A 16,712-nucleotide genomic window follows, 5' to 3' on the forward strand; every position below is an offset into this window, starting at 1 on the left:
GACGTGAAATACCTATGATGTGTTGCATGCTTAAAAATACGAAAAATCTTCTTTTTATACCAACATTTTGTTATATTTGTTAATAAGTAAACGGAAGTTTTTTCACAGACTGACGTTGTAGGTAATTTAACCAAAAATGAAAAACACAATTTACATTCTGACTTTGATACTATTTGTGAGTTGTAAAACTGTTCAAAACAAATCTGAACTTCCGACAAAAAGCACAATAACCGAATATTATGAAAGCGGCGAAATTAAAAGTGTTGGAGCTATAGATGAATTTCATAAGGATTTTAATAACTATCGAGTTGGAACTTGGAAAGAATTTTATGAAAACGGAAATTTAAAAGCCTATGGGAATTATAAACTCGACACTTACACTCAATGTTGTACAGGCGGAGTTTGTGACGGATTTTATAGTTATAAATATGGAGAATGGAATTACTATTATGATAATGGAAAGTTAAAAGCCAAAGGCACTTACAGAATTGGAAAAAAACATAAAGAAACCAGTTGTGAAGGTGGAGCCGAAATAAAATTTGGTTTTGTAACTAATAGTTGGAAATTTTACGACAACAACGGAAAAGAAATTAAACCAACGGAAAAAGATATCGCCGAAATCGAAAAAAGTAGTTTTCTTGACGAATGGTATATGATGAAAAAATAATAAACTACCTACAACAGCTATTTTGAGCTAGTGTGTGATTTAGTGGAATTACCGTTTCGCATCAATTTTCTGCAAAGCCAAAAATTGAACGGTTACGAACCACACACCATCTCAAAGTAGCGAAACGTTAGTGACAACCCACCGAAAAGATAATGCTTCTGTAGAATCAAATTATTAGAAAAAAACCAAATGTGTAATAACTGTTTTGATAAAGGATATAAAAATTTTGAAACTCAAACAGAGTTTGAAAACTTTGACATATTACTGACACAGAAATTAGGTAAAGGACAATTGAAATATATTAAAGATGACGGAGTATATCTAAAATTTGGTTATAGTATTTATCAGTATTCTGAATGCAGAACTAATTGGTGGTTATCGATACCTGATATTGCTTGGCGTGGTTTCTTTCTTGAAGAAAAAAATGCCAAAAAATTACTTGATGAATTGGGTCTCGAAAAAAGTAGCCGTAAAATTGGATGTCTTTTATTATTTCTCTTTGTTGTTTGTGTGACAATATATTTAATCGTTAAATAACAGACGTATGGGCAGTCACTAACACACGCTACAAGCGCTCCGAGCGACACGGAAAGCAGAAAAAACAACAAAAATTGTACTACATTTGCCCAAAAAACTTAAATAAAACAATGCTCCAAACAATTCAAATCATTGCTTTAATACAAGGAATTTTTGTTCTTATTATTTTGTTTACAAATCGAAAAGATTACAAAAAAACTACTTTTTGGCTGCTCTTTGGAGGTTTAATCTCTGTTTTGCTTTACATCTTGGGTGATGACAAAAACAATCTGTTTGTTAAAGATACAGATTGGTTTCTTTTTGATAACACCTTATTTGTAACCTTTCTTTTTTTGTTTTTCAAGTATTACAAAAACGAAAGAAAAAAATTTATAAAATCCAATTATCTATTTTTTCTTCCCAACATTTTTTATTTAATTCTTGAAGTACTTGAAATAAAATTACCCAAAGAAAACTTGAATATTGAAATTCTTGAAGTACTTATGAAAATAACTTTTGTGATTTATCTAGGCTTAATCTTATATTCCGTTTTTACAGATAAAAGAAAAATTTGGACCACTTATTTTGTTATTCCAATTGTTATTTTATTAGTATTTTCTTGTATAAATGATGTTCTTAAAATAATAGGATTAGAAGAATTGTCTTTTTTCAGTAATCAAAACTTTAACTCCTATCTTTTATTAATTGTCGCATTTTTATTCTATTTTATTTCTTTTAAATTATTAAGCAAAGGGAAAGATATTTTGCCGAAAAACGAAATAAGCAAATACAAAAATTCTAAACTAAACACAAAACTGATTGAACAATATAAGTCTGATTTAATTAATTTAATGGAAATGGATAAATTATACTTAAATGGGAAATTATCCATTCAAGATGTTTCAAACGAACTCAATATCCCAAAACAGTATATTTCGGAAGTTTTAAATGAACATATGAAAATAAATTTCCAAGATTTCATCAATGAATACAGAGTAGAAGAATTTATAAAACGCCTAAAAAACGACCAAAATAATCAATTTACACTTTTAGGAATTGCCACAGAGGTAGGTTTTAATTCTAAATCTTCTTTTAATGCTATATTCAAGAAATACAAAGGTTTAACACCAACTCAATTCAAAAAAAATCTTGCACAAAACAACTAATTTGTACAAAAAAATTATTCTGCACTTGTCTTTTGTTATTTACTCGTTGTTACTCACGTTCTTTGCAGTATAATTTACAAATTGATCAAAAATGTCTCTACAAAAAGCATCAAAAAAAATACTGTATTTTTTGATTTTACAACTTTCATTCTTCTCAATATCAAACGCACAAACTAGCGTAACCGTTTCGGGTATTATTAAAGACAAAAACAGCAAAGCTGTTTTGCCTTTTGTAAACGTAGTTTTGAAAACTGAAAAAGATAGCTCTTTTGTAAGTGGGACAGTTACCAACGAAGAAGGGCGATTTTCATTATCAAAAGTAAAGTCAGGCGATTACCTTTTAGAGGTTTCTTTTATCGGCTACAAAACAACAAAACAATCGCTGTTCGTGGGTAATCTAACAGAATATCTTGACATTAAAAACATTGAGATAGATGAAGAATCAACATCTTTGCAAGAAGTTGTTGTAACAGGAAAAACAGCCGAGATAAGTGAGAAAATGGATAAAAAAACATTTTCTTTGAAAGATAATATCAGTCAAAGTGGTGGTTCGGTATTACAAGCAATGCAAAATTTGCCAAGTGTTACAGTACAAGACGGAAAAGTACAATTGCGAGGAAACGATAAAGTAACAGTGTTAATTGACGGTAAACAAACAGCATTGACAGGTTTTGGAAACCAAACAGGCTTAGATAATATTCCTGCATCTGCCATTGAAAAAATTGAAATTATTAACAATCCTTCTGCCAAATATGATGCAAATGGAAATGCAGGAATTATCAATATTATTTACAAAAAAAACAAAAAAGATGGTTTTAATGGAAAGTTTGGTTTTACAACAGGTGTTGGTTCACTTTGGGTACGAAAAGAAAATTTACCAACCATAAGACCACAATATACTTTTACGCCAAAAATCAACCCAAGCGTTTCACTCAATTATAGAAAAAACAAAGTCAATGTCTTTTTTCAAGGCGATTATTTATATACTGAAACGCTCAACAAAAATGAATTTGTAATAAGAAATTACGACAATGGCGAAGTCATAAATTCACAATTAAAACGCAACAGAAACACACATTTTACGACATTGAAAAGTGGTTTTGATTATGCAATTAACGACGAAAATTCTTTGACTATTTCCGGACTTTTTGGAAGTGAAAAAATAATTGACAGAGGCGACCAACCCTTTTTTAATAGCGATTTTTCACAACGAAACAGACTTTGGCAGTTTTTAGAAGATGAATTAAAAACAACCATAATGGCAACTGCCAGCTATCAACACAAATTTAAAGAAGCAGGACATTTGCTAAATATTGGTTTAAATTACACTTTTCACAGAGAAGACGAAAAATATTTTTACGACAATTATTTGCCAACTTCCAAAGGAACCGATGCGTTTAAATTATTGTCTGACGAACAAGTTTATGATTTTAATTTTGACTACATAAAACCACTTAAATACGGACGAATTGAAACAGGAATAAAACTTCGCAACAGAAATATACCGACAAATATGCAATTTATACCAGGTGTGAATTCTGTATTAGACACCAATGCAGGCGGTTGGGCAACTTACAAAGAATTAATTCCTGCCGTTTATGGAAACTACATTTTTGAAAACAAAAAATGGGAAGCCGAATTAGGATTACGAATTGAGTATGTAAAAATTCAATATGAAGTTAATCCTAACCATATAGTATATCAAAGTGATGGTTATAATTATACCCAACCGTTTCCAAATTTACGTTTGGCATACAAAATTAACGACAACAATAAAGTTTCCGTTTTCTACAACCGAAGAGTTGACCGACCAAACGAAGTTGATATTCGTATTTTTCCAAAATATGATGACGCAGAAATTATAAAAGTGGGGAATCCTGCATTGCGACCACAATTTACCAATTCGATAGAATTGGGATATAAAAAAAGTTGGGAAAAAGGAAGTTTATACAACGCTATTTATCACCGATTTGCTGATGGTACAATTACAAGGATTTCAAGTACTGTTCCACCAAGTAATTTAATTTATGCAACATTTCAAAACGTAAATAAAAGTTACAACACAGGAATTGAAATGGTTTTAGCACAAGAAATTTCTAAATTGTACTCATTCAATATTAATCTAAACGCATACAGAAATCAAATTGATGCATTTACAGTTGAAAACAAATATCCAACTACACATACTTTTTCAGCAGACAAACAAGAAATATATTCTGGAAACATAAAATTGAACAATACGTTTCATTTTCCTAAAAACATAGATGTACAATTAACAACAATTTATTTAGCACCCGATATAATTCCACAAGGAAAAATTAAATCAAGGTTTTCATTAGACCTTGGGCTAAAAAAAGCAATTCAAAAAGGGAAAGGCGAACTCTTTTTTAACGCTACAGATTTGCTAAACACAATGATAATCAAAAAAGAAATCAACGGACAAGATTTTAACTATACAAGTAATGACTATTACGAAACACAAGTAATAAGGCTTGGATATAGTTATAAATTTTAACGGAAAGTATAGTACGGAAAATACGCCCGCAGGTAACAGCCGTTTGGCAAGATTGGGGTTTTAAGCTGAATTTAAAGATGGTTTTATACTTGAAAAGTTTAGTAATAATCCGAAAATAAATCTTAATTTAGTCCCCAACCTCTCCAAGCGGCGGGACGTCAGGCTGTAAAAAAACCTCTTTTTTCAATCAAAATCTAATAAATTATCTTACCATAGAACTCAAATAGAAGCCATTTAACGAGTCGTTATTTTTAGGCTGCAATTTTAGTTTAATAGAAATAGTATTCTAAATTCAACTTCAAATAACTCGATTTTAGTAAAAACAAGACTTTTGCCTTGTAGGGTGAGTCCCATTTTTTGAGTTTCGCAATCAGATCTGGAACGCTCAGGATAATGATACTGTGTTTGATGTTATACACCAGCATAATCAGCCTGTGTTCTCCATTTACTTTTTCTAATCCTATTAAATTAGTATGGTTGTAGCCCCATTGCCGCTTTGAGTTCCCAAAGATGTGCTCGTTGATTTCCTGTCGTTTGCCATAGAGTTGTGCGTTTTCATGGTAGCGTTTGTTGTTTTCTTCTACAGCTTCGGCATATTGGCTCCGGTCAATCTCTCTTCCTGCTGCTCGACTAGTACATAAATGTTTTACAGGGCATTCTTTACATTTTGGGTTTCGGTATTTTTTAAATTCATAACTCTCCTTTGAACTACTTTTTTTATGCCAACGTCCCGTAGTTTTGAGCGTTTGTCCTTGTGGACAAGTATAGCTATCGATGCTATGATCGTATTTAAAATTAGAAACTAAATACTCTTTTGTTGTGCCGTTTTCGTTACTTTTTCCTTGTTTGGGTTGTGCTACAATAATGGTAATATTAGATTGTTTACAAATCTCTATTTGTTTGCCATTATGGTAGCCTTTATCAACTAAAGCGGTGTAAGTATCAATCCCTAAATTCTCTTTGGTCTCGATAGCTATTGCCGACAAAGCACTGCGATCATTACCGTTGATCGTGTAAGTAGCTACAACAAGATTGTGTTTGGCATCGACTGCTGCCTGAATATTGAACGAAATCTCGACCACTTCTGAGTCCGTTAAGATAACCGTATAAATAGATCTTTAGAAATACTTTACTATTGAAACTCGGGCGACCTTCGGTTTTGAGCGCTTTTACAGCAAAATCGAGTTTAAAGAGGTCAATATATTCGACAAAGGCATCTATAAATCGCACCTGATTATCGGGACTTATAGTATCTTCTAAACTTGAAAAACGCAGTTGTTGACGTGAAATACCTATGATGTGTTGCATGCTTAAAAATACGAAAAATCTTCTTTTTATACCAACATTTTGTTATATTTGTTAATAAGTAAACGGAAGTTTTTTCACAGACTGACGTTGGCAGAAATGCCCAAAAATCGAAAAAAAAACTATAAATTAAAAATCACATTGTCAATTAGAAAACACTAAGAATCACATAGTATCGATAAATTCTTAAAATTAATAAATTTAATTAAAAGACATAAAAAAGATTTAATTTTAAATCCAAATTATATGTTTAATCAAAAAGTTGTATTTGTAACTTAAATTCAGCAATTAAAATCTAACAACATTAAATAAATATAGAATGAAAATAAAAGTATTTATAATTTTTACATGGTTTATTATTAATCCAATTTACGGACAGATAAACTTTAATGAAAAAGTCAACATTTATGATGTTGATTCCTTAAGTAATAATGTTATCTATGACGATTTTGATAATGATAATGATATTGACTTAATAAAATATGTGACCTCCAACCAAAGAAATGTTTTACTTCAAAAAAATGAAAACGGAAATTTAAATGCAACATTACCAAAAAGTATATCGAACGGCGTAAGTCCAATTATCTCCTTAGATATAAATAATGATAGTTATCCAGATTTAATTACTTATCATTCATTTAACACTATTGGCGTTTTACCCAATTTACAAAATGACACTTTTGGTAATGAACAAACATTGATAAGTTTTTCTGGGTCGTATACCATATCACCAATTAAATTCGATTATAACAGCGATGGATTTATTGACTTAATCGTAAGGGATAATCAGAATAACGCCTATGTGCTGTTAAACAATCAGAATGGTGGTTTTTTATCTCAACAATTTTTATTTGCATTGGGTAGTCCTTTTACCTCCATTTACAAAATTGATGATTTTGATAATGATGGGGATTTTGACTTATATATATTGGGTAATCCTAACTTGGAAATTTACATAAACAATAATGGAAACTTCGTTAATCTACCTGCACTGAATACAGCCGCTGCGCCTTTTAAGGAATTTGGAATACTCGATATAAATCGAAACGGATATAAAGATATCTTATATTGGAAAAATGGTGCGCTTTGGGTTAAATATTTTGGCTTAAATACAACTACTAATCAAATAGTGGTTTTAAATGACCTGCCTGTTGTACAAAATATCCCATTTTACACTGATTCCAACAATAGTCGCTCTGTGTATATAAAAGGTATAGGTCCAGGCATCTACGATGTATATATTGCTTTAGAATCAACACAAAATCAATCCAATATTCATAAATTCACTATTAATAATGGAGTTTTTAGTACGGCAGAAATTGTATTACCTAACTTTAACATCAATGTATTTACCTTAAATAATTATATATTTTCAGACCTTAACAATAGTGGAAAGGTTGATTTCTTATTTTCTTCAAATTTTAATTCCCAAAACATGGTTCTTGTAAATTATGATATTGATAATTTATCTGACAAAACAATCTGTTACCAACAAACTATTAATACAGATAATTTTACTGTAATTGATATGAATGGCGATGGTGTAGAGGATGTTTGTATCGGGCAACAAAACGGATTAGGCTATTACAAAAAGATGATTAATAATCAGCATGGTGCTATAAAAAATTTAATAGGTGTAATGTCGAACCCAAACGCAGCTTCGTACACCTTGAATTATATCATGGATTTTGATAATGATGGATTGGGTGACGTAATTGATTATAGCGATTCTGGTATGTACGCAAAAGTTTTTAAGAATTTAGGAAACGATAATTTTTTATATTTACAAAACGTCTCGATTCTTGTTTTAACATCAGGAATGTATTTTGCAGATATTGACAACGACGGGTTTAAGGATTTGCTTTTTCAAAAAAATTCTTTTACAACTGGAAATGAACTCATGTGGTCAAAAAACAACAATGGTAGTAACTTTGGAAACGTTCAACCAATATCTTTTAATTATCCAAATACTATTGATACCACCTCTCTGGCTTTTGGTGATATTAATAATAACGGTACTTCTGATATACTAATGCTAAGTAATTATTATTCTAATAATTCATTCAATTATGAAATAATTTTAATTGAAAATCAGAATGGTATTTTCTCAGCTACAAGTATAGCAACTTTAATAGATGATTATAGTGGTGGAAATATTAAAATAAAAGATATGGATCAAGATGGCGATTTAGATTTTTTTGTTTTAGACATAAACGTAAAACCTTTTTTATTCTATCGAAATGACGGCCAAAATAATTTTTACAAAATTATTATTGATAACATAAACATTCATGATATAGAGTTTGACGATAATGATGGAGATGGGAAATATGAAATCTTTGCAACGAATTATAATTCAAATTCCTACTCAAGTGATATTTTTTATTATAAAACATCCAATTTTACAAATTTCACAAAATTTGAAATCGACTCATTTGGAACATATTATCAAACAAGAGCAGACATATTATTATTCGATTACAATAGTGATAATAAAAAAGATTTATTTGTCAATAAACCAAATTTTGTTAGTGGTCAGGTATCCGTTTACATCAATTCTTCAAATACGCTTACCGTAAATGAAATTACTAATAGTTTGAATTTAAAGATGTATCCTAATCCGTTTACGGATACTATTAATTGGACTGGCGAAAATAATGTAAGTTATAAATTGCAATTATTTGCATTGGATGGTAAATTTATACATGAAGAGAAAACTTTAAATAATAAAATTGATTTTTCATTTTTAGAAAGAGGAATTTATTTATTAGTTATTGAAAACCTGAATTTGCATTCTAAAAGTACTTACAAAATAATTAAAGAATAAAATACAAAAAACTACAATTTTGTTTTTAATTTTTAAATGCAAAAATTTTGATTAAAAATCTAAACTAAACAAAAGCACTATCTGCCAACAGCCGTTCCTATGTAAAGCATCATAAAGTTATTCACAACTTTTAAGAGGGTTATATGTCGTTTTTTTTTGAGTATAAAATTCCATTCCAACGGCTTGTTGGAAAAGTTGGAAACAACTTTTTGTCCGCCGAAGGTTTTGGACAGGAAAAGTTATTCTAACTTTTCCAATAATGCCAAGAATTAATACCTCTTTTATTTCATAGTATATCTTTTAAAAATCTTAAGGCTCACGCTCCTATATGTGGTCCATGCCTGGGACGTGGCCACCAGCATCGGTGTGATTGTAAGAATAAATAAAATAGCTACCTGCTTGGCGATGTGGCTCTCGTTTTTAAAACGGGACCACCACGGCTGTTTTGTAGTCTATTTCTCTTGTGTGGTTGAGCTTTTTTAAGAATGGTTATTTTATGTTTTACTCTTGATTTTCTATAACTATCGGTACTAAATTTCGATTGATTTGATACGGTGTTTCGGTTTTAATGACTGATAATATTCTTCGTGCCATTTTATGGGCTACTTTAATAATGATACTTTTTACGTTTTTGCCTTGATGTTTTCTATAATAATTTTGCATCTCGGTATCTTTTCTGATTGCTATCCAAGCTGCTTCTACTAAGTAGCTTCGTAATTGTGAGCGACTTCTTGGGGTTATTCCTAAGCACTTTTCTGAATCGCCACTGTTATAAATCCCTGGCACTAAACCTATGTAAGAACTAAATTGGCTTTCGTTATTAAAACGGCGTAAATCGCCACATTCTGCCAAGATTACACTCGCTAAGTAACCACCTATTCCTGGAATACTTCTCAAAAGGTTATAATCTTTTTTATTCACTTTTCGACAATAAGCACGCATTTGATTAGCCGTCTCTAAATATTCTGATTTAATGAATTTGAAGATTCTTATTTTCCCTTGCAAAGCTAAATCGCCACAAGGGGTGCTGAATTTTATATTTTCTAACCACAGAATAAAATCTTTAGCCCAATTCGAATTGTCAAACTCATCGGGAACTTTGATGCCATGAAATAGCAATATGCTCTTGATATGGGCTTTGGTTTGTCGAAGCTTTTTGGTTACTTGGGTTCTGTGGCGTGCCAAAGTCATAAATTGTTCTTGTTCTTCAGTGGGAATGTGAATTCCTTTTAGAGTGCCTATCTTCAATTGATTTTATAAATTTTTAGAATCCAAAGCATCTGTTTTTTGATACCGTTCTTTGTCGCCTGTCTTTACATCGGCGGGATTTACCACTAGAACATTCCAACCTAAATTTAAAAAATAGCGTGCTGCGGTAAACCCACAACAACCTGCTTCGTACACTAAATTCACTTGATCATTAGGAAATGTTCGCTCCACATATTGACACAAATCTTCCGCATTAGAAGGCATCGAATAGGTTTTGTGGAAAAATAAATCCGTTTGAATAGAAACTGTCCAGCTTTTTTTGTGAATATCTAAACCAATGAATATCTTTGGAATAGTCAAGACGTCATGTAATTGCATAATCTTCGTTTTTAGTATCTCAAAGTTATGCTTTTACATAGATGCTTGGCAAGATTGCGAATTTTGCGATAAATTCACGTTTGCGTTCCGCAAGAAATTTTATCTTTAACAGAAAATAAACGGTTACGAAGTTCGCAACCTCGCCAAACGGCGAAACGTTAGCAGTACTATTTTCTCTGCATAGCAAAAGAATGAAATTTAAAAATCTTTGAATTTGAACTATGAATTTTATAGTAGAAAATGAAAAATTGGAAATCCAATATATTCCAGGAAACGGTGCTTGGACTTACCATCTTATTATACCAAATACTAAAAATATAAAAGGAAAATGGGGCGATTTAAAAGTGTCAGGAAAAATTGATGATTACGAAATAAATAGTAAAAACTTAGCACCTTTAAAAAATTCAGACAAAAAAATGTCTTTGAACTCGGAAATTAGAAACTCTATAGGGAAAAGCGGTGGAGAATTCGTAAACGTCACGCTTTATCTTGTAAATGAAAACACTGAAAAAAAGAATGAAAATGAAATGATTTTTGAATGTTTTAAAGATGCTGAAGTTTTAAATATATTCAAAAAACTCAAAATTGAGGAACAAAATGAAATAATTCAAAACATAAATTCATCTGCTACTGAAAATCAAAAAGTGGAAAAAATTGTGAAATTTATTGCAAAACTTGAACAGTCAAATTAAAAAAAACTGATCCTAAACCGTTGTTAGCACTAATTTTAAGAAAAAAAATCGTAAATTTATAACTTTAATAAAAGAATCGTTTATGATGACATTTTGGATAATTGCAATATTTATTTTTGCTGCTTCAACGTACATACTGTCGAAATTTACTTTGAAAGAAAACAGAAAAGAAACTGGCGAGAAAGTTTGGAAATATGGGTATGGAAGATCTACGTATTGGCGACTTCTTTATTTATGTAGTTTCGGAATAACAGTTGCAATAATGCTTGTTATGCATTGGATAGGAATTCCTATCCTACCGCGTTGATATGCCACAATCGTTAGCGCAGTTTTGTTGCTAAATAAAAACTTCAGTATCAGTTCTTCTTTTTCAAAACCTCATTTATTTTTCTTTAAACCGTAAAATAATTGTATTTTTTAGCGAAATTTTATGTCAAAAACCTAAGACATGACCCAAGAACTACAAAAACTTCATTCGGTTTGGATTAGTACTCAAAAAAGAGCCAACGAGAACACTTTATTACCACAAATAAAGTTTGACGAAATTGCCAGTTCGATAATAAGCTCTGGTCCGTTTTATTATTATATCATTGATTTTTATGATATGTCTTTATCGAACGTTAGTCCAGCTAAAACTGATATTCATGGATTTGACCCGGAAACCGTATCTTTTAATGATATTCTTGGAACAATACATCCTGACGATGTTGACTTCATAGTAAAAGCCGAAGCTTCAATACTTAATTTTTTTTATACCAACATAGGTCCGGAAAGATTGACTAACTATAAAATGAATTACAGTTTTAGAAGTCGAATGAAAAATGGGGAATATTGCATGCTCAATCATCAAGCCATAATACTTACTTTAGATCCAAAAGGTGGATTTGGAAAATCATTGAATATTCATACTAGAATTGATCATTTGACCAAAAACAACACCTACCAATATTCCATGATAGGACTAAAAGGCGAACCTTCCTATATGAATATTGATGTTTTTGAAGATACCCAATGTTTTTCAGAATTTTCAAAAAGAGAAATTGATATCATTAAGCTAATTGCAGAAGGTTTTGACAACAATGAAATTGCCGAAACACTTTTTATCAGTGTCAATACCGTAAAACAGCATCGCAAAAATATTTTAAAGAAATCCAACTCCCGAAATACCGCCCAATTAATTAGAAAAAGCACATTGCAAGGCTTATTATAAATTCTATTAGATTTATCTTTAAAGCCGAGCTATTAGGAAAAATAGAATAATTCCCAACGCTTTAAGTTGTGGGATTGTTTACGAAATACATTTTCATCGTCCCTCTATTTTTGACTTCAATTTCACCTCTATAATCACAATCAAAACGGTCTTTAATGAGTTGATACGTGTTTTCGGATACATTAATTTTCCCAGGCTCTGAATTAGATTCCATGCGGGAAGCAATGTTTACGGTATCTCCCCAAATATCATAGGCAAATTTCTTGGTACCGACTACTCCTGCTACCACGGGACCCGAATTAATTCCGATGCGAATTTCAAAACGAGTATGATTTAAAGGATTATTATTTTTTGAATCTTTGACAAATGTGGCAATTTCAAAAGCCGCTTGTACCATTTTAAAAGCATGGTCTTCTGTTGGAAAAGGCAAACCTCCCGCGCACATATAACAATCACCAACTGTTTTGATTTTCTCTAAATCATATTTTTCCATGATTTCATCAAATTTAGAAAAATAGTAGTCCACACTTTCCACTAATTTTTCTGGCGGTAGTTTTTCTGCATATTGGGTAAATCCCTCAAAATCGGTAAATAATACCGAGACCGATTCGAATTTTTTGGCGAGTACCTTGCCATTTTGTTTCAACTCATGAGCCGTTTCTTCGGGAAGAATATTTAGCAACAAGCTGTCTGACCGATTCTTTTCCTCTTCAATAATGACATTGGTTTTCTTTATGAATTTATACCTTCTGAACATTCCAAAAGCAAGTAAGAAAACCAGTCCCGATGAAATCGCGGATGAAATGGCAATAATTTGTCGGTTTTTTTTTCCTTGGTTGAGCAAATCGACTTCAATCTGTTTCTGGGAAACTTCAAAATTCGTTCGCAAATCAGCCATTTGCTGAACCGATTTGAGATTGGTGACGCTATCCCGATAAAGAATATGATTCTTATAATGCTTAAACGATTCAACGGGATTTCCGGATATTTGATACAGCTCTGAAAGTTTAAGATTTGAATTACTGATTTGGTCTTTCAATCCATATTTTTGAGCTAACTCCAGACTTCTCTGCGCATAATTGAGCGCAACAGCCTGATTATTTTGCTTTAAATAGATAGCTGACATATAGGTCAGGTAATCTGAAATCGCATAATAATCCTTTAGTTCTTCCAGAATTTTTATGGCTTTACTCATGTATTTCATGGCCAAAACGTCTTTTCCCTGCTCGGCATAGACCATTCCAATGTTTCCTAAATTATAGGCAGTTCCAATCAAATAATCAGCTTTCTTGAAAATTTCACCGGACTCTTTAAAATTCCTTAATGCCAAATCATATTTCTTGTTTTTAAAATATTCATCGCCCATGTTTAATAAAGCAGACGCTAACCCAATGGAATTATCCGTCTTTCTTAATAATTTGATTGCTTTATTGTAGTAGATATAGGCATTTTTAGAATTCCCCATAACCGAATACACATCGGCAATAGACGAATAAGCAGTTCCTTGACCCGCACTATATTTCGCTTTGCTTGCTGCGGCCTCACTTTTAAAAAAAGCATCTAAGGATTTATTCAAATCGCCTATAATTCTGAGTTTATTTCCTTTTTGAAAATATCCTCTGTGCAGGTATAAATAGTTGTTTTCTAACTTTGACAGCGCAATAAGTTCCTCAGCATATCTTAGCGACAGCCTGAGATTATTCACTTCATTGAAAGATAAATTCCGGAGTAATTCTAATTTTTCAGCATTTTCAATATTCCCTCTCTGATAAATTTTCACAAGGCTGTCAGCAACTTTTTGCTCCTGGGCTAAAATACTTAAGTGCACAAAAAAAACAAAAAGAGCAATTTTAAAAGAATATTTAAAATTCAATTCCATTACGGATTTATGGCTAATTTGGGATCTATGCTAAATGTTTTTGAAGAATTACCGGAATCATAAACGCTAAAATTGATGTTGTAAATATCCAACGTACCAAGCAAACTAGGATCATTTTTGACATTGGCAGATGCGTTTCCAGACCTTCCTCCCGATCCATAAATAGTAGGACTGTCAAAAAAATTAACATCATTGGATTTGGATTCATAATCAATACTGTTGATTGCCACAGAGTATCCCGAGTCCCTTGAAACACCGACCCACTTTACATTATTATTGATAAATACATAGGATTTAAAATCTTCTGGAGTTCCATTTGAAGAACTTCCGGAATTATCATCCGATAATGTGCAACAACCATCAATTTGAGATTGTGATGGAGCATTCATTCCAAAAAGATTAGCAGTTTGAACGGTCAATGTGATTACTACAGGCTTTGCCATGATTACTATATTTAAAGGTTAATAAATTCTGATTCAGAAAACTATTAATTTAAAAATGGCTGGGGAAACCAAAGAATCGATATTTTGAGATAACAATCTAATTATAAGGTAAATATAATATTTATTTTTTAAAATAAAGTAGTATATTTAAAGGATTTTAATCCAAATTCATTCTTATGAATATTGACCACCAACCCATTGACTGGAAAGAAATATTTCATCCAAAAAATATAATTCTAAATTTAGTGGGCGTAGTATTCATTACATTGGCATTAAAGGGATTTATGATACCCAATAAATTTTTGGATGGCGGTATTATAGGGATTTCGATACTTGTACATGAAATTACCCATCTGCCATTTGGAATTCTTGTCTTGGGTTTAAACATACCGTTTTTGTTTTTAGGAAAAAGATTATTGGGAAAAACATTTGCATTACAAAGCTTGATGACTTTTTTATTACTAGCCGCCAGTATGACTTTTATTCATATTGAAGCAGTTACCACAGACAGACTTTTAATTGCTTTGTTCGGCGGTTGTCTTATTGGTATCGGGATGGGTTTGTGCATTCGGAGTGGTTCCACTGCTGATGGTGTAGAAATTCTGGCTTTATTAACTACCCGAAAAATCGGACTCAATGTATCCGAAGTTATCTTTGGAATGAATACTTTATTATTTTTGGCAGCAGCCTGGTCTTTTGGTATTGGCACAGCATTGTACTCAATTGTCACTTATTTTTCGGCCATAAAATCACTGGATTATATAACGCACGGCTTAGAACAATACACTTCCCTGCACATCATTTCATCCAAAAGTGAAACTATTAAATCATTAATTGTGAAAAAATTCGGGAAAGGAATTACAATAATTAAAGGGGAACGGGGTTATTTACCTGATACTTTCGATTTAAAAACAGATTGTGACATTATCATCACTGTAGTTACACGACTAGAATTGCTTAGAATCAAAGATGAGATAAAAAAAATAGACCCGAATGCTTTTATGTTTATTCAATACATCAAAGAAGCCAGCGGCGGAATTTTAAGAAACAAACAAAAACACTAGTATCAAAAATCTGTGAAAGAAAATCTCACAGAGATACTTTCAGGACCTATACCCTATTTTTAAATTTAATTGTGCTGTAAATATGAAAAACTGGAATCTTTTGTATACCAATGTCATGGATTGTTTAAAAACACAATTGTCTCCTTTTCTCATTTATCACCATTGGAAACACACGCAACATGTGCTGGAAGCAGCGGAATATATTGCGCAACAAGAAAATACAACTGAGGAAGATATAGTGCTTGTTAAAACGGCGGCATTGTTTCATGATGCGGGATTTATCAACGGAATTAATGAGGGGCATGAAGAAGAAAGCATTCGGTTTGCTGAAAAAAAGTTACCGGATTTTGGTTATACCAAAAAAGAAATTGAAATCATTGCCGGCATGATACGAGCCACAATAATTCCGCAACAACCAAAAACCAAATTAGAATGCATACTTGCAGATGCCGATGTCGAATATTTGGGCACCAATCATTTTGAGCGCATCGGAAATAAGCTCTATCTGGAATTAAAACATTATAATCCAAATCTCAGCTTGGAAGAATGGAACGATATGCAAATTAATTTTCTCCAATCCCACTTTTATCATACCGACTATTGCATTCAAAATAGAACTGCCGTAAAAGAAAAGAATCTTACAGAACTGATTCAAAGAAAAAAATTAGAAAAGGGATAAAAATTGCCTTAGGTTGGTATTCCTAAATGAATGGCTTTAATTTTATTTTTGATTGTCCGCAATTACCCATAATTAAATAAAAGGCTTATATTTGATAAAAAAAGAGCGATGAATCTATTCAATTTTACAGCAAATTTTGGGAGTGAAGAGTCTTGTAGACTT

15 protein-coding genes are annotated in these 16,712 nt (G+C 31.6%); 10 read left to right on the forward strand and 5 right to left on the reverse strand.

The window, feature by feature from the left end; genetic code table 11:
• Nucleotides 1-136: 136 nt before the first annotated feature.
• From QLS31_RS15560 to QLS31_RS15575, 4 genes are all read left to right on the forward strand, one after another.
• Nucleotides 137-667, forward strand: coding sequence for a hypothetical protein (locus QLS31_RS15560; RefSeq protein WP_282744604.1), 531 nt, complete (start codon nucleotides 137-139; stop codon nucleotides 665-667).
• Between the two features lie 189 nt (nucleotides 668-856).
• The gene (locus QLS31_RS15565; RefSeq protein ID WP_282744605.1) at nucleotides 857-1,204 is read left to right on the forward strand and encodes a hypothetical protein; all 348 of its coding nucleotides are present in this window, start codon (nucleotides 857-859) and stop codon (nucleotides 1,202-1,204) included.
• 110 nt (nucleotides 1,205-1,314) lie between these two features.
• A complete protein-coding gene (locus tag QLS31_RS15570) occupies nucleotides 1,315-2,349 on the forward strand; it encodes a helix-turn-helix domain-containing protein (RefSeq protein WP_282744606.1) in 1,035 nt (344 codons plus the stop codon).
• Between the two features lie 91 nt (nucleotides 2,350-2,440).
• Nucleotides 2,441-4,864 (forward strand): TonB-dependent receptor, encoded by a 2,424-nt coding sequence (locus QLS31_RS15575; protein ID WP_282744607.1) that lies wholly within the window; start codon nucleotides 2,441-2,443, stop codon nucleotides 4,862-4,864.
• Nucleotides 4,865-5,133: 269 nt separating this feature from the next.
• Here the strand turns inward: QLS31_RS15575 and QLS31_RS15580 are convergent, their stop codons facing one another.
• Nucleotides 5,134-5,946, reverse strand: a complete 813-nt coding sequence (locus tag QLS31_RS15580) for a transposase (RefSeq protein WP_282744608.1) — start codon at nucleotides 5,944-5,946, stop codon at nucleotides 5,134-5,136.
• A gap of 542 nt (nucleotides 5,947-6,488) precedes the next feature.
• On the opposite strand from QLS31_RS15580, the gene QLS31_RS15585 reads away from it, so the two are divergent.
• Nucleotides 6,489-8,996: a T9SS type A sorting domain-containing protein gene (locus QLS31_RS15585; RefSeq protein WP_282744609.1), complete on the forward strand. Its 2,508-nt coding sequence runs from the start codon at nucleotides 6,489-6,491 to the stop codon at nucleotides 8,994-8,996.
• Between the two features lie 501 nt (nucleotides 8,997-9,497).
• On the opposite strand, the gene QLS31_RS15590 is transcribed toward QLS31_RS15585, so the two are convergent.
• Nucleotides 9,498-10,244 carry a transposase gene (locus QLS31_RS15590; protein ID WP_282744610.1) on the reverse strand — a complete coding sequence of 249 codons (747 nt, stop codon included), beginning with the start codon at nucleotides 10,242-10,244 and terminating at the stop codon, nucleotides 9,498-9,500.
• A 6-nt stretch (nucleotides 10,245-10,250) separates the two neighbouring features.
• The gene (locus QLS31_RS15595) at nucleotides 10,251-10,583 is read right to left on the reverse strand and encodes a transposase (protein WP_282744611.1); all 333 of its coding nucleotides are present in this window, start codon (nucleotides 10,581-10,583) and stop codon (nucleotides 10,251-10,253) included.
• A 221-nt stretch (nucleotides 10,584-10,804) separates the two neighbouring features.
• Between QLS31_RS15595 and QLS31_RS15600 the strand changes: the two genes are divergently transcribed.
• The 3 genes from QLS31_RS15600 to QLS31_RS15610 all read left to right on the forward strand — a co-directional run bounded on the left by QLS31_RS15600 (nucleotide 10,805) and on the right by QLS31_RS15610 (nucleotide 12,485).
• Nucleotides 10,805-11,275: a DUF1905 domain-containing protein gene (locus QLS31_RS15600; RefSeq protein WP_282744612.1), complete on the forward strand. Its 471-nt coding sequence runs from the start codon at nucleotides 10,805-10,807 to the stop codon at nucleotides 11,273-11,275.
• Nucleotides 11,276-11,357: 82 nt separating this feature from the next.
• Nucleotides 11,358-11,582 (forward strand): hypothetical protein, encoded by a 225-nt coding sequence (locus tag QLS31_RS15605; RefSeq protein ID WP_282744613.1) that lies wholly within the window; start codon nucleotides 11,358-11,360, stop codon nucleotides 11,580-11,582.
• 141 nt (nucleotides 11,583-11,723) lie between these two features.
• Nucleotides 11,724-12,485, forward strand: a complete 762-nt coding sequence (locus tag QLS31_RS15610) for a LuxR C-terminal-related transcriptional regulator (protein ID WP_282744614.1) — start codon at nucleotides 11,724-11,726, stop codon at nucleotides 12,483-12,485.
• Between the two features lie 61 nt (nucleotides 12,486-12,546).
• On the opposite strand, the gene QLS31_RS15615 is transcribed toward QLS31_RS15610, so the two are convergent.
• Together QLS31_RS15615 and QLS31_RS15620 are read right to left on the reverse strand one after the other, a co-directional pair.
• Nucleotides 12,547-14,364, reverse strand: a complete 1,818-nt coding sequence (locus tag QLS31_RS15615; RefSeq protein ID WP_282744615.1) for an adenylate/guanylate cyclase domain-containing protein — start codon at nucleotides 14,362-14,364, stop codon at nucleotides 12,547-12,549.
• The gene (locus QLS31_RS15620; RefSeq protein ID WP_282744616.1) at nucleotides 14,364-14,807 is read right to left on the reverse strand and encodes a hypothetical protein; all 444 of its coding nucleotides are present in this window, start codon (nucleotides 14,805-14,807) and stop codon (nucleotides 14,364-14,366) included. The genes QLS31_RS15615 and QLS31_RS15620 overlap by 1 nt, the downstream gene beginning before the upstream one ends.
• A 176-nt stretch (nucleotides 14,808-14,983) precedes the next feature.
• On the opposite strand from QLS31_RS15620, the gene QLS31_RS15625 reads away from it, so the two are divergent.
• A complete protein-coding gene (locus QLS31_RS15625) occupies nucleotides 14,984-15,871 on the forward strand; it encodes a YitT family protein (RefSeq protein ID WP_282744617.1) in 888 nt (295 codons plus the stop codon).
• Nucleotides 15,872-15,953: 82 nt separating this feature from the next.
• A complete protein-coding gene (locus QLS31_RS15630; RefSeq protein WP_282744618.1) occupies nucleotides 15,954-16,550 on the forward strand; it encodes an HD domain-containing protein in 597 nt (198 codons plus the stop codon).
• The last annotated feature ends 162 nt before the right edge of the window (nucleotides 16,551-16,712 follow it).

The organism is Flavobacterium sp. XS2P24 (assembly GCF_030010285.1).
In the GTDB taxonomy this organism is placed as follows: domain Bacteria; phylum Bacteroidota; class Bacteroidia; order Flavobacteriales; family Flavobacteriaceae; genus Flavobacterium; species Flavobacterium algoritolerans.

Coding starts and splice junctions, on each gene's coding strand:
- QLS31_RS15565 (WP_282744605.1), top strand. CDS start 857: ATGTGTAATAACTGTTTTGATAAAGGATATAAAAATTTTGAAACTCAA.
- QLS31_RS15600 (WP_282744612.1), top strand. CDS start 10,805: ATGAATTTTATAGTAGAAAATGAAAAATTGGAAATCCAATATATTCCA.
- QLS31_RS15570 (WP_282744606.1), top strand. CDS start 1,315: ATGCTCCAAACAATTCAAATCATTGCTTTAATACAAGGAATTTTTGTT.
- QLS31_RS15605 (WP_282744613.1), top strand. CDS start 11,358: ATGATGACATTTTGGATAATTGCAATATTTATTTTTGCTGCTTCAACG.
- QLS31_RS15575 (WP_282744607.1), top strand. CDS start 2,441: ATGTCTCTACAAAAAGCATCAAAAAAAATACTGTATTTTTTGATTTTA.
- QLS31_RS15615 (WP_282744615.1), bottom strand. CDS start 14,364: ATGGAATTGAATTTTAAATATTCTTTTAAAATTGCTCTTTTTGTTTTT.
- QLS31_RS15585 (WP_282744609.1), top strand. CDS start 6,489: ATGAAAATAAAAGTATTTATAATTTTTACATGGTTTATTATTAATCCA.
- QLS31_RS15610 (WP_282744614.1), top strand. CDS start 11,724: ATGACCCAAGAACTACAAAAACTTCATTCGGTTTGGATTAGTACTCAA.
- QLS31_RS15595 (WP_282744611.1), bottom strand. CDS start 10,583: ATGCAATTACATGACGTCTTGACTATTCCAAAGATATTCATTGGTTTA.
- QLS31_RS15625 (WP_282744617.1), top strand. CDS start 14,984: ATGAATATTGACCACCAACCCATTGACTGGAAAGAAATATTTCATCCA.
- QLS31_RS15560 (WP_282744604.1), top strand. CDS start 137: ATGAAAAACACAATTTACATTCTGACTTTGATACTATTTGTGAGTTGT.
- QLS31_RS15620 (WP_282744616.1), bottom strand. CDS start 14,807: ATGGCAAAGCCTGTAGTAATCACATTGACCGTTCAAACTGCTAATCTT.
- QLS31_RS15630 (WP_282744618.1), top strand. CDS start 15,954: ATGAAAAACTGGAATCTTTTGTATACCAATGTCATGGATTGTTTAAAA.